General features: G+C 42.7%; 14 protein-coding genes and 1 pseudogene. 1 reads left to right on the forward strand and 14 read right to left on the reverse strand.

Features of this window, described 5'->3' with window-relative positions:
• Window positions 1-96: 96 nt before the first annotated feature.
• The 8 genes from PENNN9_RS11365 to fmt all read right to left on the reverse strand — a co-directional run bounded on the left by PENNN9_RS11365 (window position 97) and on the right by fmt (window position 10,421).
• On the reverse strand, window positions 97-1,173 hold the full coding sequence (locus PENNN9_RS11365) for a metallophosphoesterase (protein ID WP_058369785.1): 1,077 nt from the start codon (window positions 1,171-1,173) through the stop codon (window positions 97-99).
• A 203-nt stretch (window positions 1,174-1,376) separates the two neighbouring features.
• Window positions 1,377-2,336: a TIGR01777 family oxidoreductase gene (locus tag PENNN9_RS11370; protein WP_058369786.1), complete on the reverse strand. Its 960-nt coding sequence runs from the start codon at window positions 2,334-2,336 to the stop codon at window positions 1,377-1,379.
• A gap of 230 nt (window positions 2,337-2,566) precedes the next feature.
• Window positions 2,567-3,214: an L-threonylcarbamoyladenylate synthase gene (locus PENNN9_RS11375; RefSeq protein ID WP_058369787.1), complete on the reverse strand. Its 648-nt coding sequence runs from the start codon at window positions 3,212-3,214 to the stop codon at window positions 2,567-2,569.
• Window positions 3,215-3,372: 158 nt separating this feature from the next.
• Complete coding sequence (gene dprA / locus PENNN9_RS11380; RefSeq protein WP_058369788.1) at window positions 3,373-4,608, reverse strand: DNA-processing protein DprA; 1,236 nt, start codon at window positions 4,606-4,608, stop codon at window positions 3,373-3,375.
• Between the two features lie 29 nt (window positions 4,609-4,637).
• On the reverse strand, window positions 4,638-5,735 hold the full coding sequence (locus PENNN9_RS11385; protein WP_058369789.1) for a LysM peptidoglycan-binding domain-containing protein: 1,098 nt from the start codon (window positions 5,733-5,735) through the stop codon (window positions 4,638-4,640).
• A gap of 380 nt (window positions 5,736-6,115) precedes the next feature.
• Complete coding sequence (gene thrC / locus PENNN9_RS11390; RefSeq protein WP_058369790.1) at window positions 6,116-7,537, reverse strand: threonine synthase; 1,422 nt, start codon at window positions 7,535-7,537, stop codon at window positions 6,116-6,118.
• A 189-nt stretch (window positions 7,538-7,726) separates the two neighbouring features.
• A complete protein-coding gene (locus PENNN9_RS11395; protein ID WP_058369791.1) occupies window positions 7,727-9,325 on the reverse strand; it encodes a transcription antitermination factor NusB in 1,599 nt (532 codons plus the stop codon).
• 40 nt (window positions 9,326-9,365) lie between these two features.
• Window positions 9,366-10,421, reverse strand: coding sequence for a methionyl-tRNA formyltransferase (gene fmt / locus PENNN9_RS11400; RefSeq protein WP_058369792.1), 1,056 nt, complete (start codon window positions 10,419-10,421; stop codon window positions 9,366-9,368).
• Window positions 10,422-10,897: 476 nt separating this feature from the next.
• Here fmt and PENNN9_RS11405 point away from each other — a divergent pair, with 476 nt between their 5' ends.
• Window positions 10,898-13,756, forward strand: a complete 2,859-nt coding sequence (locus PENNN9_RS11405) for a response regulator (protein WP_058369793.1) — start codon at window positions 10,898-10,900, stop codon at window positions 13,754-13,756.
• A gap of 75 nt (window positions 13,757-13,831) precedes the next feature.
• On the opposite strand, the gene PENNN9_RS11410 is transcribed toward PENNN9_RS11405, so the two are convergent.
• The 6 genes and pseudogenes from PENNN9_RS11410 to yidD form a co-directional block, all read right to left on the reverse strand.
• Complete coding sequence (locus PENNN9_RS11410; protein ID WP_058369794.1) at window positions 13,832-14,506, reverse strand: riboflavin synthase; 675 nt, start codon at window positions 14,504-14,506, stop codon at window positions 13,832-13,834.
• 423 nt (window positions 14,507-14,929) lie between these two features.
• Window positions 14,930-15,985: a bifunctional diaminohydroxyphosphoribosylaminopyrimidine deaminase/5-amino-6-(5-phosphoribosylamino)uracil reductase RibD gene (gene ribD / locus PENNN9_RS11415; protein ID WP_058369795.1), complete on the reverse strand. Its 1,056-nt coding sequence runs from the start codon at window positions 15,983-15,985 to the stop codon at window positions 14,930-14,932.
• 39 nt (window positions 15,986-16,024) lie between these two features.
• Entirely contained in the window at window positions 16,025-16,483 is a 459-nt protein-coding gene (nrdR, locus tag PENNN9_RS11420) for a transcriptional regulator NrdR (protein WP_058369796.1), read from the reverse strand.
• 113 nt (window positions 16,484-16,596) lie between these two features.
• Window positions 16,597-18,061, reverse strand: a pseudogene (gene mnmE / locus PENNN9_RS11425) (tRNA uridine-5-carboxymethylaminomethyl(34) synthesis GTPase MnmE).
• Between the two features lie 234 nt (window positions 18,062-18,295).
• Window positions 18,296-19,975, reverse strand: coding sequence for a membrane protein insertase YidC (yidC, locus tag PENNN9_RS11430; RefSeq protein WP_058369797.1), 1,680 nt, complete (start codon window positions 19,973-19,975; stop codon window positions 18,296-18,298).
• A gap of 208 nt (window positions 19,976-20,183) precedes the next feature.
• Window positions 20,184-20,528, reverse strand: a complete 345-nt coding sequence (gene yidD, locus PENNN9_RS11435) for a membrane protein insertion efficiency factor YidD (RefSeq protein WP_058369798.1) — start codon at window positions 20,526-20,528, stop codon at window positions 20,184-20,186.
• Window positions 20,529-20,546 lie beyond the last annotated feature (18 nt).

A 20,546-nucleotide genomic window follows, 5' to 3' on the forward strand; every position in this document is an offset into this window, starting at 1 on the left:
AGTTTAAGCGGAAGTTTGGTAACGTATAAAAAACCCCTACTATGCTTATATAGTAGAGGCTTTTAACATATACGTTAGGTCACTTATTGGAGCAGTTTATAGAGCGGATTGTAACCTGATCATCCATATCTCAGACCGTGTCCCCAACCTAAATGGTACAGGACCAAACCCATAGCCTGAAGATACCAAAAACTGCGTAGCCTCTATGTTTTTGGTGCCGTGCACTAGCGGTTGAAACCACTGCTTTAACAGCGTCAACGGAAATATCTGTCCGCCATGTGTATGTCCCGATAAGTGCAAATCTACAGGCAAATCACTAATCTCTTCTAGCGCTGTAGGACGATGCTCTAAAAACACAGTCGGCTTATCGGTATCGACCTTCGTCAGTAATTCTGACGCTGATAAGCGCGTCGAATCCACATCGTCTGAACGTCCCACTAACCACACCGAGTCATTAAGCAACACACTCTCATTATCAAGTACGATGATACCTGCATTTGTCACCGCTTCTGCGATTGCTTCTTCGTATCCCAAATAATCATGATTGCCTAACACTGCATACACGCCAAGCGGTGCGCGTAGTTTTGATAAATGCTCATGCATGTTGGTTTTGTCATAATAGATAGTAGTATCATTCATCACGTCGCCTGCCAGCACCACCATGTCAGCATCCTGAGCATCGATGAGACTGACCAATTTATCTATCTGTCGATTGCCAAACCATCTACCTAAGTGTGTGTCGGATACTAAAGCAATATCTATCGACTCATCTAATGGTTTGGTCGTCGTAACCGTCAGTTGATGAACCACTGGCGAGTAGGCATTAAATACAGCTAAGCTCACAATGCCAATATATATCATTATCCCAACGCTACGTATAAGCGTAGGCCTGCGCTGAGCGTTCAATAACTTCTCATATATCAGAGCAATAAATACGGTAATCAGCGCAGCATAGATCATAAAGCCTTGCAAAATACCCACGACTAAATAGACATGAAAAGGGGCAAGCCAAAAATCACTAAGCCCATAAATAAGCATCACATTATTAATAATAAAAACGGACGCTATAATTGCTTTTTTTACTATCGAACGTTTTGGTTTAATGAGCCACCATAAGATGACACTAGTCGTTAACGCTAGTAATTGGGTGAGGACAACAAAGAAAACCCACATAGTAATATCTGATCAAATAAAGGTGAGGCTATCTTACGCCAGTATTCTTACGCGCTAGATACAGATATTTTATTTCATTAAATCTCATAGGTTTTGCATATTTATTTGGGTTAGCCATACTATTTAGACAGTTGCCCTCTTAACCCCCCCCCTATGTTTCACATGAAACAAAATCATTTTTTATGACTTTTGTTATCTTATTACTATTGCGCTTCTAATGCCTGCTTTAACGTCGGCTGCTTAAACGTATAGCCTGCATTTTGTAGAGCTTGCGGCAATACCTTTTGTCCATCAATGAGTAATGTCGACATCTCACCGAACATAAGCTTTAGTAAAAACTCTGGTAACGTAAAAAACGTTGGACGATTTAACCAAGATCCAAGCGCTTTGGTAAAAGTATGATTGGTCACTGGGTTAGGCGCCGTGAAGTTATATACCAACGCGGGCGTATCGTTTGTGGTTTTTAACGTATTGTCCTGCATATCTTGGCTGGATATATTATCAGTAAGATGTTTTTCAATAATAAATATCGCAGCCCCCACCCAGTCTTCACGACTGACCCAGCTCATGATTTGCTTGCCATCACCTAATTGGCCGCCGACGCCCATCTTAAATGGCGTTAGAAGTTTTCCTAGCATACCGCCTTCCGGATGGATCACCACACCAGTGCGCACAATAGCTACCGGTACGCCATATTGAGTGGCTTTGAGCGCCAACTGCTCCCAATCATCACATAATTTATGAGCAAAATCCGTCTTAAAGTCGCTATTTTCAGTCAACGGTTTGTCGCCTTGCGTGCCATACCAGCCAATGGCTGAACCGCTAACTAAGAGTTTGGGCTTGGCGCTGCTGTGTGCAATAAATGCTAATATTGACTCGGTAGGCTTCACACGGCTGGCAAGCAGTGTTTCTTTGCGCTCATCACTCCAGCGCGAGTCTGCTATTCCAGCACCTGCTAGATTGAGAAACACATCGAAGCTTTTATCAGTCTCTGCAAACTCATCATAAGTCATCATCTCGATATCGTCAGGGTGTGCTTGGCTGCTATCGCGGGTAAGCCAAGTAATCTGCAGCGCTTTATCTTGTGCGCGGTAACGTGTCATCAGCTCACGACTAAATGCACTACCCAAAAACCCTGAACCCCCACTGATTAGAATATTCATACCCAACTCCCTAAATGTTTATCACATAATGAACAGTGTGACAAAAAATAAGCTATAAAAACAATAGGATAATTGTAGAAGTAACTACTTCAGTACAGATTTAGAATATGTAATTTGGCAGCTGCATAGAAAGAAACATAGGATAAGACAGACTTAATTTAGGTAATTAATTCTTAGGTAACAGACTGGTAGAAACGTGACAAAAAAAATATGAATAGTTTATTTAAATGCTATCTGATTATTTTTCCTGTTAAGGCATCTCCGATCTGGCTTGGTAACTTATAACCTAGTGTATCTCCCGTTAGATAATGCACTCGTTTGTCCAGATTACTGTGTTTATTGTCATCAAGAAAATAAGCCTGTGCTTGATTTAACGTTAATGCTGGAGGTTTTCTTGAAGGGTTACAGCTCGTCGACACAACAAAGCCGTAAGGGTTGTCTGGTGAAACCATATGCGTGCATAGCTGTTGGACTACAGGGTGGGCAATAATACGTACGGCCACACTATCGTGTTCTCCAGTAATCCATGACGGAATAGGTACAGTCAGCTGTTTTGATAAGGGCAGTAACCAAGTATGAGCCTGTTTTGAGATAGCTTCTGGGTGCATAGACCAACTCTCAAGGACCGTTTGACGTTGACTGTCGTTTAGGTCATCTAATAGTGACGCTATGCGGTGAACATCATCAGTGACTACAATCATACCTTTATGTACTGGCCGTTGTTTCATAGCCAGTAACTGCTGCACTGCCATTTGGTTAAATGGATCACAGCCGATACCCCAGACGCTTTCAGTTGGATAAGCGAGTAGCTTTCCTTCTTTAAGCCAATCAGCAGCTTGAACGACAGAATCAGTAGTGATGGATGCAGATTGTTTCATGGCTTGAGTGCTTCAAAAAGATAGGAGTTTAAGCACTCATAATAACATATGACAAAGAAAGACTAGGATAGCAGAGTTTGAAATTACCAAAATTGTTCTTGGTTTAAATACTCAATAACTGGAATAAAGAAGAACTTCAAGCTAAGTAAGAAATAGTTTTAGACGCGTAAGTAGCGCCCGCCTTGCACACTGATAACCCCTAACAATTCAAGCTCCATCAGCTGGCCTATTAGCTGCGGTGGAGCCATCTTGGTGGTCACTAACAATGCATCTAAATCCTGTCCATGCCAGTCAAGTTGATCATAAACACTCTGTAAATGTTCAGCGACGTCTATAGTGCTACTAGAAGGCTTAAGGGTAGATGATTGTGAGTAGTGAGTAGCGGTAGCGGGGCGGCTATTTAGATCTGACAAATGAGAAATGGGGCTAATATTTGATGTGGTTCTCACGGCTCTTTTGTGCAAGCGACTACCATAATCTAGTTGATTATTAACATCCTCTATGACTTGTTTGGGATGGTAAATCAACGTCGCGCCTTCACGTATAAGATGATGGCAACCTTCTGCATTACTGTTATCAATATGACTTGGAATCGCAAAGACTTGCTTGCCTTGCTCAGAGGTTAGGCGCGCGGTAATCAAGGAGCCACTTTGAATAGTCGCTTCGGTCACAATCGTCGCCAAGCTCAGTCCAGCGACTAGGCGGTTGCGACGCGGAAAAGTATGTTTGTGCGGCGGCGTATGCGGTAACAGCTCACTGATGATACAACCACCTTGCTCGATAATTTGTGCGAACAATTTGTCATGATGATTGGGATAATGCACATCAATCCCTGTACCCATGACCCCTATCGTACGGCCTTGAAGTTCAACGTCTGTTTGGGACAGTGCGCCTAGATGTGCCCGCTTATCTACACCCATTGCAAGCCCGCTTGTCACGACGTAACCTGTTTGCGCTAAGTACTGCGCAATGTCAAAAGTGATCTTTTGCGCATGTGCTGTCGGCTTTCGACTACCGACGATAGCGATTTGAGCTTGGTGCAAACGTGCGCTATTACCTCGATAAAATAACAATGGCGGTGGATCATATAACTGTAAAAGCTGGGAGGGATAATCGGGCTGATCGGCGAATAGTATACTATAGCGTTTTTCTAGCAACGCTTGCTGAATACTGTCAATACTGGAAAGGGTTTGATCTGGCTGCTCATGACGTTTGAGATGAGTATGATGAATACCCAACTGTCGCCATGCTTCTACCGTCGCATGCCAAGCAAGCTGCGCGTCACCAAAAGACGTGATAAGTTTATGATAAGCAGATAATGACGCATTCACCTCATACCATAGCGCCAAAATTGCACGCTGTTCAATTGATAGAGGAGGTAGATGTACTGTCATAACGGTTTTACTCAATATAATATAAAAGACTATAGGTAAGGTGGTGGCAACAGTTGATCACCGACATTTAAAGGCAACTCTGAGCTTAAAATATAAGCGTAGCTAATATCATCAAAAGTATTAAATACCATTGCCATACCAGCAGGCTCGCTTGGCAAGCGTACGGGTGTGTCATTGTCCATAGTATCGCGTACTAAAGGTCCTTTTCGATAGACTGTCAATACATCACCAGGTTTAGCCCCTTGGTTACTACCCAAGTTGATAGCAACCACACTACCCTTCGCCGCAGAGCTGATTGAATCCATCACTCGAACGATCAATCCGCCACGGTTCACAGTGGCAGGCGCAGGATAGAATACTGGCGGAATAGAGTCGTCTAATTCGACAAACACGCGGTCGCCTTCCCGTACTTCTTTGCCATAAGAGTCCGTCAATTGCAGACTGCTCACACCATTCTCTTCAACACTCGTTACCAAGCCGGTGGCTACTTGCGTCGCCTCAAGACCAATGACCTCTTGGGTTCTAGGTTCAACATACATCTCACCTTCACGATAAACGCCGTAGCGTTGGCCAACGATCAGTGGTATTCCTTTGGTATAAATCTTATCGCCACTAGCGGTGATCAAGTTACGATTTTTGGACGCTAATACATAAGGGGTAGTATTAAAGTCTTTTGGATTAACGATAATTGTCTTGTCTAACCAGTGCTGGATCGCTGCACGTGGAATCGCCGGAATACTATTGGCGACTGAAGTGACTGTGACTGTACTAGCCACCACATTGCCTGTTACTTGTCTTTCAATACCTGCGCAGCCCTCACCTGTATCCACACCGATCAGCGTTTTACCTTGAATCACGCATAAGATAAGCACATCATTTGGATAGATAAGGTTGGGATTTTTAATTTGTTTATTGGTGGCCCAAATCTCTTTCCAGCGCCATGGACTATCTAAATAGCGACCTGAAATATCCCATAACGTATCGCCTTTTTTGACGATGTAACGGTTAGGTGCATCAGCTTTGATAGTTGGCGGTGGGTTATTAGCGTGAGCAGTATTTATTAACATTGCACTACTAAAAGCAGTAGCAATCAGCGCTTTTGCTATAGAGTTTCGGCTCGTTTTCATGGTTATATCCACAAGTTTTAAAGTACAGCGTAAATAGGATTTTGTTTTACTACTTATCCTTGCAAGATTGAATCCAACTACTTATCCTTGCAAGATTGAATCCAACAAGTTGTTAGAATAGCTTATTGAGTAATAAGACAGTTAAAATTACAATTATATACACAATAGCATATAACTAGACATCTATTTACAAAAATTCAAGCTGCTTCAAACTGGATAATTATGTATTTCAAATCTTATACAACCTAAAGAATATGAATTCATAAGCTCTATTGAAGAAGATAAAAAAAGCCTTACTATCCGATGTACGGAAAGCAAGGCTTTTCTCAATATAGACAAAGTTTCACGTGAAACGAAATATTTAAGCTTATGTCTATAAGCTACGTCAAATCAGCCGTTATATGCTGACGAATCTGTTCAGCGACCAACTCTGCTTTATTATTCAACACTATGACATGTTGTGGTAAGTCTTCTAGTCCTTCAGTGTGAGCAGGACGCTCAATGTCTATTTGACCAACGGCTTCAATAATCGTATCTGCGAATTTGACTGGTAAAGCAGTCTCAGCACAGATGATAACTTCGCCATCTTGCTGTAGCTCTTTGGCAACTTTGATACCATCAGCAGTATGTGGGTCAACCAATTCGCTGTATGTTTCATACAAAGATTTAATCGTTTGCAGGCGGTCAACGTGGGTAGACTTGCCTGCAGCAAAGCCATAACGAGTATTAACAGCATCTAACACATCCGATAAATCAAAACCTTGACCAGACTTTACCCCTTCAAATAGTTCATGAACACGCGCGCTGTCTTTTTCTAGTAACAAATAAACAAAGCGCTCAAAGTTTGACGCTTTAGAGATGTCCATTGAAGGGCTTGAGGTCACATAGGTTTTATCAGTTGCTCGTGGCTGGTAAGCACCTTGATTAAAGAAGTCATTTAGCACGTCATTTTCATTGGTCGCGACGATAAGGCGGTCAACTGGTAGCCCCATTTCGCGCGCAATGTGTCCTGCGCAAACATTACCAAAGTTGCCAGACGGTACGCTAAAGCTGACTTGCTCATCGTTGCTATTTGTCACCGCAAAGTAGGCTTTAAAATAATAAACAATCTGCGCTAAGATACGCCCCCAGTTGATGGAGTTGACTGTACCTAAACTGTAAGCGGCTTTAAATTCCGCATCTTGTTGTAAGGCTTTAACGATATCTTGGCAATCATCAAACATACCGTCGATAGCGATATTATGGATATTATCATCGGTTAAGCTATACATCTGCGCGCGCTGAAATTCGCTCATCTTGCCATGGGGTGACAGCATAAAGACTTCGATATTTTCTTTACCGCGCAGTGCATATTCTGCCGCACTACCCGTGTCACCGCTGGTCGCACCAATGATGGTAATACGGGCATTTTTTCTTTTAAGCACGTATTCAAACGCATTGCCCAAAAACTGCATCGCCACATCTTTGAACGCGAGAGTTGGACCGTTTGACAGTCCTAGAATATAGAGATTGTCCTCAAGCTGACGCACTGGCGTAATCTCTGCACTGCCAAATATTTCAGTCGTATAAGTACGCTCAATAATATCTTTTAAATCAGCATAAGGAATATCGGTAGCAAAGCGCTGCATAATGGCTAGCGCAAGCTCTGGATAGCTAAGCGTACGCCATTCATCGAGTACAGCGCTATCAATACTTGGATAGTGCTCAGGCAGCATCAAACCACCATCTGGCGCAAGACCCATCAATAGAACATCACTAAAATCCATTGGCGCTGTCTGACCACGGGTACTGATATATTTCATAGTGCATCCCTACTTAAAACGTCTAAAGTTAGTCTTTAGTACTTAAATCTCAAAATCGTATGAGCTGTCATAGGCCAATATTCTTGGCTTAGCATGTTGCTTTTGCAAAGGTTTATGTTCGGCCAAAAAACACTAGCCTACCACAATACGTTTAGAAGACTGAGAATGAGGTTCTGTCATTGTGTTATTTTATTGAGCAGTCTTTTGCAGCAGCGCATAATAAAAGCCATCACCGCTTGCGCTATCAATCGGTAAGCATTGGCGACCGATCGCCTGCTCAATACCCCAGTTGCACTCTTTCGCAAATTCGATAGCAGTCGCATCGGGGTGGCGTGCGGTAAAGTCTTGCATTTGCTCAACGTTTTCTTGCTTTAAAATTGAGCAAGTCACATATAGCAAATAGCCGCCTACTTTTACTTGTGGCCATAAATTATCTAAAATTTGCGCTTGTAACTGTACCGTTTGGGCAATGTCTTCTTCGTGACGTAATAAGCTAATATCTGGATGACGACGAATCACCCCAGTCGCGGTACAAGGTGAATCTAACAAGATAGCATCAAAAACTGCTCGGTCTTGGTTTGATTTTTGCTTTTTAGATTCAGAACCACCTTGCCATGTCGTCGCATCAGCGCAGACGATGTCAAGCTTGATATCAGTCTTGGCTAAGCTTTCTAAATCATGCTTTTGTAAATTTAAACGCTCTAAATTTTCATAAATACGCTTAATACGCGGAGCTTCGTTATCAATAGCCGTGAGCTTAATGGTATTGGTTTTATTTGTACTATCATCAAGTTTCACATGAAACATTGACGACTCTTTGTCTGCTGTTAATAGCTCTAACCAGTGGGCAAGCTTACCGCCTGGGGCGGCACAAGCATCTAACAATTGGATTGTAGACGCCTTATCATTTTGACTCACTTTATCAGCTATCTGATCTTTAGCCAGCTTATCAGTTAGTGCAAGCTCTATCAGCGGAGCAGCAAGCTGGGCATGCATATCTTGCACACTCGCCACACCTTCTGCGAATTGGGGTAAAAAACTGACCGCTGTGCTTTGTTCTAAGCGTAATGCTTGAGTCAGTAACATAGCAGTTTTAACGGTATCAGTTAATTGTAAGCCACTAGATAACTCAACCAATTCAGTACTGATGTCGGCATCAGTAAGTACTTGCTGGTATTCATTGGTTGATTTAACGGCTGTGTTTACCCGTAAGAACATCGGTGCAGGTTGGCGTAGACCTTGAGTTAATGCTGCATACTCATCACTCCAATCTTGTTTAAGCTGGTGTGCTAACCAATTAGGCAAACTATGGTTTTTGTCGCATTTTTTGCGGAATTTATTGGTGTTTTTGGCAACTTTACGCAAGATTGCATTGACAAGACCAGAGGCCCGCGCAAATTCAATCTCTTTGGCTGCTTCTACCGTTTCGTGAATGGCGGCATGGTCAGCTACTTCTAAATAAAGCAGCTGTACTAGGCCCACTTGAATAGTGGTGCGCACCTCTATCTCATCGATAGGGTTGTCAGCTAAGCTATCGAGCAGCCTTGCAAGTGCGTGCCACTGACGCAGCGTGGTCAATAATAATGCATGGGCAAAGCCTTTATCACCGTCGTGTAAGCTATTTAGTAGGGGATCAAGCACACTTGAGAGTGACTGACCCTGTTGAATGGCAAGTAAGCTGCGAATGACGCGTACGCGCACGCTACCCGTCATTTTAAGGTTACTGGACGGCTTGTTCTGGTTATTTCTACTGTTAGTGCTTTTAGACGCAGTTGCGTTATGTCTCATTAGTATTGATATCCTGTACGCATTGGAGCGTCTGCATTAATTAATTGGATTCGGGGCCGAACTGGTCACCATCATCGAGCTGATTGCCATGACAGATTTGCTCAGCGGTGACAGGTTTGCTACCTGCAAGCTGTAATTTGGTTATCGCAAGCGTGCTAGCTGCTGGTGTTTTATCGTCTGTATGCTCACCTTTACCACAAGCTACTAAAATAGCTTTACGTCCGACACTAATAACTGTGCCAGCAGGCTCATTGGTTTGCTGTGTTGGGTTCACCGGCAAGCTGTTTAATATCTTTACGCGCGCACCATTCAAAAAAGTATAGGCACCAGGCCAAGGTGTTAAACCACGAATTTGGCGCTCAATAACGCTAGCGGACTGCGTCCAATCAATCTCGCCCTCAGTCTTTACCAATTTTTCGGCATAGTTGGCTTGACTGTCATCTTGGGCAACCGCCTGCGCTTGATAATGTGCCAAGTCTTTTAAGACGGTGCTAATCGCTGCCGCGCCTAGCTCAGCCATTTTATCATGTAGGCTAGAAGCCGTATCATTAGTCTCGATAGGAGCGCTGACTTTATAGAGCATATCGCCAGTATCTAAACCCTTATCCATCTGCATAATAGTAATACCAGTCTCGGTATCTCCTGCCAACAGTGCGCGATGAATAGGTGCAGCACCGCGCCAGTGTGGTAATAAGGAGGCGTGGATATTGAGACAGCCATAAGTAGGAATATCTAATACACCTACAGGTAAAATCAGTCCATATGCTGCAACAATCATGACATCAGGTTGATAGCTTGCCAATGTCTGTCTAGCAGCCAATCCTTCAGTGTTAGATTTTTTGAAAGTAGCAGGCTGTTCGATGGCAATATCATGATTAAGCGCTACTTGTTTGACGGCAGAGGCAGATAGCTTTTGACCGCGTCCCGCTTTGCGATCTGGCTGCGTATATACTGCAACGATATCTATATTAAGTTGCTCTTGCTGAGCAATGAGTGCATCAAGGCTAGCAGCGGCAAATTCAGGTGTGCCTGCAAACACCACGCGCAATCGATTGGTTTGTACCATATTATTAAAAACAGCATTAGTTGTGGTCATAGCACCATATTATATATTATGTGATCGGTCGTCACATTATAGGTGAGTTTACAGTGTTGTGCCATAATTGCGAGCTGAGTTATCTATCTGCCACTGGTTATTGAGGTAACTGGTTTATGACACCTATCTCCATTTAGTCTGTATTGACATAATTTTAGTACTATTCGCTACTGGTCGGTACTTATCTAGTCATCAGTTAGTTTAGTATGTTTAGATGATTTATCAAATGACTATATCGTGCATAACTTGAAGCTTAAGTAAACATTGAAATTAGTAACATTGTCATAACCGCTTTGGTGGTTAATTTGTTACTATAAGATTCTACGTGACTGTTTTATTAATAAATTAACTCTTCACCATATAACTAAAGGTTTGTACATAAAAAAGCCATCAACACGTACTATCCAACAAATAGATTATATTATTTTAGCTTACCATCGCACTGCATTGTCGCGCAGGTATAGGAACATACCCACATGCAACAGTTTCAGTCATTAAAACGTCTGCTTTTCTTTTATGTTTTGTCCCTGCTGATAATGCTAGCTTTATACTACGCTATGATGTTTTCGGCCCTCAAAACTCAAAGTCAGAGACACAGCCAAGTTGTCTTTACAGCGTTACAGCATGAGACTATTGATCATGCCGTACCGACAGAAACTGAAATCGAAAAGATCATTACCAAACCTTTTTTTCAAGACATCAGCTATCAGCTGATTTTTATGTTGCCGTCTGGACAAACCTATGTATATCGTCACATACAGCCTCAGGAAGCCAAGTTTACTAATGTGACTTTTCCTACGCTTACCACGACATCTACTATGAGTAGCAGTTCATCTCAGATAAATAACGATACGCTAACAGGTAGAATTAAGCTTAAAAACGGTCATCAAATATATGTCGTACTGCGCCATCAACCTCTCAATATAAGCTGGATATCCTATCAATTTTGGTTGCCGTTGATGACAGCGATCATGTTATTTAGTTTGGCACTACTTTATGCGCTTAAACGCCGTACTAATTGGGAGCAATTGGTACAGTATACGGACAATTTAACGATAAGCTCCAAAGAGGCTTATATACCGCCTCCATTCGTGACAGAAAAGACCACCCCTGAGTTTTTACGCATAGGCCATGCCCTTAGCCGTGTTAGCTATCAGCTACATGATCATCATCGCCGTATCAAAACCCTCAATCAGCGTTTAGAGCATTTGGTCAATCAAGCACCATTACCCATGTTAATGGTCATGCGCCAAGGACATATAAGTTTTTTTAATCAGCGCTTTGAACAAGTTTTTACCACAGCATTTCAACGTAATAACAACTACAGTTTAACGGATTTTTTGACCGGTAGTGATAAAGCAACTCAGCAACTGCTGCAAAAGCTCTCTACTCTACGCGTTACTCGTAACCTATTGGTTTATGGACTAGAAGATAAGCAGGCCTATCAGCTACACATCACTCCATGGTTTGGGACTCATGGGCAGGTCCATGGGTTTACGGTAATACTTAATAATATCGATAATCTCATCACGCAAGCTGATGACTTGCACCTAAAAAATCAACAATTACAATTGCAGATAAAAGAATTTACCAAGCTTAGATCTATTATTGGTCATGAGTTACGCACACCACTGAACGCTATCATCGGGACCTTAGATCTGATAGAGGCGCATCGATTAACGCCAAGACAGCAAGAGGTGGTGTCTATGTTGACCCAATCCAGCCAGTCAATGCTAGCGATGCTAAACGATATGCTCGATATGGCAAAAATAAAAGCAGGAAAGGCTGATATTGTGAATGAGCCTACTGATATCTTTAAGCTTGGGCAGCATGTTAGTGATTTAATGGTTGGTAGTGCGCGTCGGCAAGGTATCAATCTATTGTATTTTTTTACGCCCGATAGCCCGCGTTATATCAGCACTGATGGCAACCGCTTACGTCAAATCCTTCTCAATTTACTAGATAACGCCATCAAATTTACCCCATCAGGTTATGTGGCATTGGTTATCGAGCCTATTACTTATGAGCAGATGCAGTCTATCACTAGCCTTGATAGTAAGCGCACCCTAACCACTATTGCACGTAATCAAAGTTTAGCCCCTGACAATAGCTTACCCAATACCATCGCCAATACTGGCGCCGATCATCAATGGATGCGCTTTAGTGTTAAAGATACTGGCATTGGTATTGCAGATTCGGAACAAGACAAACTGTTTTCTTACTTTAATCAAGCAAACAGACAAATCAGCCAAAATTTTGGTGGCACAGGACTAGGGCTTGCGATCTCTAATAGCTTTGCGCAGTTATTAGGCGGGTTTATCCAATTAGATAGCGAGCTTGGGGTAGGTAGCAATTTTACTCTTTATTTACCTTGTCATCAGGCAACTTACCAGCCCATCTATCACTTTCATAGTAGCCTGACACATATCCGTTTTATCGTTGTTGTAGAGCAAGACATCTGCGCGACCTTTTTGCAGCAATTATGCTCACATTTGTCCCTGCCAGTTAATATCTATACAAACTTGGACAATACGGCTGCCCAAAAGCTATATAAGCAGCTAGAGCTTGAAGCAAAGACCCTACAGCCAATATTGTTGTTAGATTATGAGTACTATGAAACCCATACTCGCCTAGTTCCTTCTACAGTCGCTACTAATGGCTCACGCATAGATAGCCAGCAAAGAATTACTAACAATGAACAAAGTCAGGTTATTCATAAATTATTGAACGATACCTCTTTGCCAAAATTGTTATTAAGCATGAAACCAGAACGCAGTATTACATCCTCATTGTTAGGTAAGTTTAATGGATTTTTGAATAAACCGTTAGATGTGGCCTTGTTGCTATCTGAGCTAATACGCCTATCACAGACTACGAGAGTTACTTCCAAACACGAAGATACCAGTAGTAATTCTGAAAGTGTAGAAAAACCAACAATGGATAGTAATGTTGGAGAAGTGCTCATCGCTCCTACAGTATTAGTTGTCGATGACAATCTCACCAACCAAAAAATTACTTGTAAGATGTTAGATAAGTTGGGCTATCCTAGCCTAGTGGCAGACAATGGCCGACAAGCTTTAGAACGACTTGATGCGCAGCGACAACAAATCTCTTTAATTCTTATGGATTGCCGAATGCCAGTCATGGATGGTTTGCAAGCCACTCAAGCCATACGCTCGCAAGGGAGTAGTATTCCTATTGTGGCATTAACTGCAAATAATACAGAGGAAGATCGCGAAGCTTGCCGCCTAGCGGGAATGGATGATTTTTTAGCAAAACCTATCAATAAAGATAAATTACAAACAGTGTTGCAAAGCTTAATGACAACCGAATAAATGGTTTGAATACCGTGACAAGTTATCATTGGGCTTTATTATCTTATATCGCTCTAACAGATACTATGACACTGGTTATTTCATAAAGCCATTATCGGCTAAAAAATCCTCAGTAATTTGGCTTTGCAGGCTTGGTGCGTTCATGCTGCCTGTTTGCGACTTATTTAACAGACGTTCCAAATAGCGAGCGACGATATCCACCTCGATATTGACCTTGCTACCAACCAGCCAATGTTTGGCAATATTGGTTACCTTGGCCGTATGCGGAATGATATTTAGACAAACGATATTGTCACGTACCAAATTGGTGGTCAAACTAATGCCATCGACCGTGATAGAGCCTTTGGTTGCGGTATAATGTGCTAGCTCCTTGGGTATCTCTATCTCAATATAGATAGAGCGCGCATCTTGTTGTAATTTTCTGACGCGCCCGACCCCATCGACATGACCTGCGACGATATGACCACCAAAGCGCGTGGTCGGTAACATCGCTTTTTCTAAATTGACAATATGACCCGCTTTTAGCTCCTCTAATGCAGTTCGAGCAATTGTTTCACGTGAAACATCTACAGAGTAAGAGTTATTGCCGATCTCTACCACAGTTAGGCAAATACCGTTTGAGGCAATAGAGTCGCCTAACTTAACATCGCTAAAATCTAAATCATCCGACGCTATGGTTAGGCGTATGTCACCGCCTGTAGGCTGCATGGACGTGACCTTTCCAACACTTTCTATAATTCCGGTAAACATATAAACCTCATATCTGAATTGTTTTGCTGTTATCGACCGTGACACTTACTCAACGATGGTAAATTAATCTAGATTAACTTAACTTTAAAAGCACTGATTTTTAAGCTTATAAGAGGATAAGTTGTGGATAAGTAAAGATAAATCAAGTCACCTGCCAATAAAAACCTTCTCTAGACTAAGTTATCCACAAAGACACACTTTTCCCTTATTTTCGTACATCTCTGATTTTTTAAATTTAAGTATTTGATTTATATAGTTTTTTTATAATAGTTTAAGAAAGGAATCTACTTTCTTGTTTCACATGAAACAAAGTTATACACAGTTCCATGTGAAACAGCCAATCGTCCGAACGGTTATTCATAAGTGAGATGACTTTAATAATAATGACCAATCGCTGTGGATAAGTTGTTTATAACTTATGATTTATAAAGGATATAAAGTCAATTTAAGATCAGGACCAAGTTGCTCGTGGCTACCTACCTTAAAACGTAGCTGTTCAGATAAAGACAGCGGATGAAAATTCACCATCGGCCGCGCCGCTACACCCAACAGACAAGGCGCTTGATAGACAATCAGCTCGTCTACCAGTTGTTGGCGTAAAAAACTACCCGCGACGCTAGCGCCCGCCTCTACCAACACATCGTAGCATTGATGCTCACTGACCAGATACTTTAACAGCTCGGTTAAGTCGTCCTTGCGCCAATAAAGCGTATCTACGCGGCGGCATAGTTGGTATTCTGATTGCGTGCTGTGCGCTAAGCGCTGACGCCTATCGAGTACGACCACCTTAGGAGCGGGGACTTGTTCAGCTGGCACGCCCAACTGAGTAGAGCGCACGTTGAGCTGTGGATCATCAGTAATGACGGTTTCACTGCCAGTGATAATTGCTCCACTTAGGGCGCGAAACTTTTGCACATTCTCACGAGCCGCTACCGAGGTAATCCATTTTGACTCCCCTGTCGCCATCGCGGTGCGGCCATCGAGACTGGTAGCGATCTTAAGCCGAACGTAAGGCATGTGAGTACGCATCGCCTTTAAAAACCCGCGATTTAATGCTTCTGCTTGCTCTGTCAGTACGCCAACTGTCACATCGATACCAGCCTGCTCTAATAACTCGACACCGCGTCCCGCTACTTGCGGGTTTGGGTCAAGGCCAGCAATCACCACCCGCTGTACGCCTGCTTTTATCAAACCTAAAGCACAAGGCGGTGTACGCCCTGTATGACTACAAGGCTCCAAAGTCACATAAGCAGTGGCACCGACCGCTTGCGCACCCGCGTCTTTAAGTGCAAACACCTCTGCATGAGGCTCACCTGCCTTGGGATGAAACCCTTGCCCGACCACCATCCCTGCCTGAACAATCACGCAGCCTACAGCAGGATTGGGTCTTGCGGTATATAGTCCTTGCTTGGCTTGCTCAATTGCAAGCATCATAAAGTAGCGGTCTTGTGCATCTTGTGCGTGGTTAGAAGTAAACATAAAATTGGCTTAATTTATAAAGAATATGTGGCGACAAACCTATTTTTCATTAGGGCGGATATTGGCAATCTCTTGATGAAACGCATCGATATCCTGAAAATCGCGATAAACACTGGCAAAGCGTACATAAGCGACATCGTCTAACGTTTTAAGCTCACTCATGATAATCTCGCCTAGTACCTTACTGCTAATCTCGCGCTCCCCCATTTGCCTGACGCGCTTTTCGATTCGGCTAATCATCGCCTCTTGCTCATCAATCGTGATAGGTCGCTTTTGTAGCGGCAACAAAATAGAGCGGCGCAGCTTTTCGTTATCATAAGGCTCAATCTTGCCACTCGATTTGATGATACGCGGCATTACCACCTCGACCATCTCAAAGGTCGTAAAACGCTCTTGGCAGCTATTACATGAGCGGCGACGACGCACTTGCGCACCCTCTGCCGCCAGACGTGAGTCAATCACCTTAGTATCTGACGCATTGCAATACGGACAGTGCATAGTATTTCCTTATTTTGATATTAAGAATAAATGGCGTCATTTATAAGGCTGAGTTTGATAGCTGATGTACTTTTAAAAGTTGATACGCGATCTTAAACAGCCAATCAGAGACATTATTTGCCAATACAAAAACTACCAAATATCTTACCCAATAAATCATCAGCACTAAACTCACCGGTGATCTCACCTAGGCTTAATTGCGCTTGACGCAAGCTCTCCGCAACCAGCTCCCCTGCCTGAAAGACCGTTAGCTGCTCACGCGCTTCTGTTAAATGCTCAGCTGTCCGTCTAAGCGCATCTATATGACGCGTACGCGCAATAAGGCTATTCTCTGGTGGATGAAAACCAACCTTAGCACATAATGTTTCGATTAATTTTTCGATACCAAGACCAGTTTCACATGAAACATGGACTTGTTCGTAACCTCGGTCTTTTATTTCGACTTGTGATACAGAGATTATTTTCTCATCGCCATCATCGTTTAATAAGTCACTTTTATTGGCAATGATTAATAAACGTTTGGCTTCTGGTAATTCGCCAAATAGCTGCTCAGCAAGCTGTAGCGGTGTGGTATCTTCTTCAAGATCACGGGTAACATCGTAGACCAACAGCAGCATATCGGCTTGCGTGATAGCAGTACGTGCGCGCTCAATACCGATGCGCTCCACGGTATCTTCGGTATCGCGCAGCCCAGCGGTGTCGGTGAGATGCAAGGTCAAACCATTGAGCACGACGGTCTCTTGTAGCGTATCTCGCGTGGTGCCTGCCACATTGGTCACGATGGCGCGCTCTTGCCCAGCCAGACGGTTAAGCAAGCTTGATTTGCCCGCATTGGGCCGCCCTGCCAACACCACATGAATCCCATCGCGTAACAACTGGCCTTGTTTTGCCGTTGCCAGCACTTGCTGGATTTTATCCTGGGTTTGCTCAAGCTTGTCTTGAATCACGCCATCCGATAAAAAAATCAACGTCTTCTTCATCAGGAAAATCGATGGCAGCCTCAACGTGCAAGCGCAGATGAATAAGCTGCTCTAATAGCTGATTGATCTTTTGTGAAAACTCACCACTTAGCGAGCGAATGGCACTACTAGCCGCTGCAGCGCTCGTGGCATCAATAGCGTCTGCGATTGCTTCTGCTTGCACTAAATCTAATTTATCATTATCAAAAGCGCGGTAGGAGAACTCGCCTGCACTGGCCTGTTTGGCACCCAACTCAAACACACGTGCGAGCAGCTGGTTTTGTAAAATAATGCCACCATGCCCTTGTAGCTCAATTACATCTTCGCCTGTAAATGAGTGCGGGCCTTTAAAGTATAACACCAAGCCTTCATCGACGATCGTACCATCCGCCTGATAAAATCGGCAAAAACTGGCCATGCGCGGAGTAAATACCGTCTTGCCTGTCAGCTGACAAGCAATATCGTAGGCACGCGCACCTGACAGCCGTATCACACCGACACCGCCACGCCCAAGTGGCGTCGCAATGGCAGCAATCGTAGCCAAGCCTGAGGAGTTAGACGTATTAGATGTAGCAGGTATGGCTTGCGCCAGCTCTAAAGAATCCACAATCATTCTCATTGAATAAAAGCTCCATTATAGACGCCTAGACACAGACTGACAAAGCAAACTTTATACCTTGATGTAGAGCATAGTTTTTATCTTATACGATTCTCTGTCAGCATGGTTTTGATCATTAAAGATAGGTAACTCTGTCAGCATGGTTTTGATCATTAAAGATAGGTAATATGAGGATATTACGTATAAAAAAACCACCGCTTAGGCGATGGTTCTTTGTTCAAAAGGTCATTAGTGTTAATCCAATACTCTAACAGTACGTTGTTTTTGTTCTTCTTCTACTTTTTTATTCACTATATATTGATGCGTCATACTGAACAAGTTATTCACCGTCCAATACAATACTAGGCCTGCTGGGAAAAACAGCATGAAAGCGGTAAAAATAATAGGTAAGAACTTCATGACCTTCGCTTGCATTGGGTCAGCTGGTTGCGGGTTTAACTGCTGCTGTACAAACATAGAAGCACCCATTAGCAGCGGTAAGATAAACCAAGGGTCCATCGCTGAAAGATCTTGAATCCATAAGATCCATGGCGCATGACGTAACTCAACGCTTTCGACTAACACCCAATATAAAGCTAAGAAAATTGGCATTTGCATAAGGATTGGCAAACAACCTGCCATTGGATTGACTTTTTCTTCTTTATAGATTGCCATCATTTCTTGCGACATCTTCATTCGATCGTCGCCATGCTCTTCTTTAAGCGTCGCAAGTCTTGGAGCAATAGCTCGCATCTTCGCCATTGAGTAGTAGCTCTTATTTGAAAACCACATTAAAGCAAACTTAACCAAGATGGTTAGAACAATAATTGACCAACCCCAGTTGCCAATAACTTTGTGAATACCATCAAGAATTGCAAACAATATTTTTGATATTGGCCACAACAGACCATAATCGACAGTTTGATTGAGACCTACGGCAACTTCTTTTAGCTCAGATTGGACTTTTGGTCCTGCATAAAGGGTTGCATTTAATGTGGCTTGCTTGTTTGGTCCTACATTAACAGGCTGACTGTTAAAACCGATAAAGTAATCGTTACCGCTTTCACGGCTAAAGAATTTACCAGTGAAGTTTTCAGGTGTCCACGCAGAGACAAAGTAATGTTGTACGATAGCAACCCAGCCATCATCACTCGTTACTGACAACTCATCGCTAAAATTTTTGAATTTTAGTTTGTTATAAGGGTCATCTGGTGTACCCCAAGCCCCGCCTAGATAAGTCGCCATACTTAGCGCACCCTTATCAGACATACCAGGATCTTTACTATCATCACGTTTTAGCTGTGCAAACATCTGTCCTTGCCATGCATTAGCAGAAGCGTTTTGAATCTGATAGCTGATATCGATCGGATATTTGTCTTGCGTGAAAGTAAAGGTCTTAGTGATTGTCACGCCATCTTTTTTATACGTAAGCGGTACTGACAAGGTTTGTTGCCCTGCTTCCATCACATAATTATTGGCAGCGTGGCTATAAGTTGCACGTCCTTCAGCCGTATCAATACCATCTTGACCAATCAGGCCAGACTGCGCGACATACACACGATTGCCATTATTCTCTAATAATACAAAAGGCTCATCACTATTAAGCGTGGCATCATACTGCTTTAAAGCAGCATAGACAATATCGCCACCTTCTGGATTGATTTTGATGTCATAGCGATCAGTCGTAACTGTGATTAGTCCTGCATTTTTGGCAGGTGCCGTAGTCACAGCATCAGCTCCAACAGGTAATGTCTGTACCGGTATGTCACCTGCTGCACCACTCGTAGATGGAATATCCGCACCTACTGAAGTTGCCGTTTCTGGCGCAGTGTCTACAGCTGGCACATCGGCATAATCATCTCGCCATGCCAAAATCAGCAGATAAGCGGTGATTAACATCGCAATGATGATCATCACCCGAAATATCTTTTGCATAAACCTTTCCTAGATTAAAAAATTAGGGAATGAAAAATCAGGCATGTATCATGACCGCTACATAGTATTAATTCATACCTTGAGCAGCAGTCAATCACATAAAATGTTCATCATTTTACTAAAAAACCATTCTAAATGATACCAAGAGTGTGGATAACTTGTGGGTAACTAAATAGATATCCACAGTTATCTAGTTTAGCCATAAAAATTACATCAACTTCATCATATGGTTTAAACGAGAAACGTAACTCTTACTATCTTTATAAACATAAATACCTTGAAGTCTAATAGTAGCTAAGGTAATAGGGGACACATATTGATAGTGATAAGAAGCTAAAGGTAGCGGCACAAAATCAATACCATGTCCGCCTAATGGATGACACTTACTCATTCGCTTTATCAACAACCAGCTTCCAATCCTAACACCGTACCAAGACAGAGCATGTCTACCGTAGTTTGAACAAGTTGGATAGTAACGACAACGAGCTGGAATAATTGGACTTATTATTTTTTGATAAAATATAATAAAACAATAAATAATATTGTAAAAAATTCTTTTGGGGGGGGGCTT

Source organism: Psychrobacter sp. ENNN9_III, from assembly GCF_001462175.1.
Taxonomy (GTDB): Bacteria; Pseudomonadota; Gammaproteobacteria; order Pseudomonadales; family Moraxellaceae; genus Psychrobacter.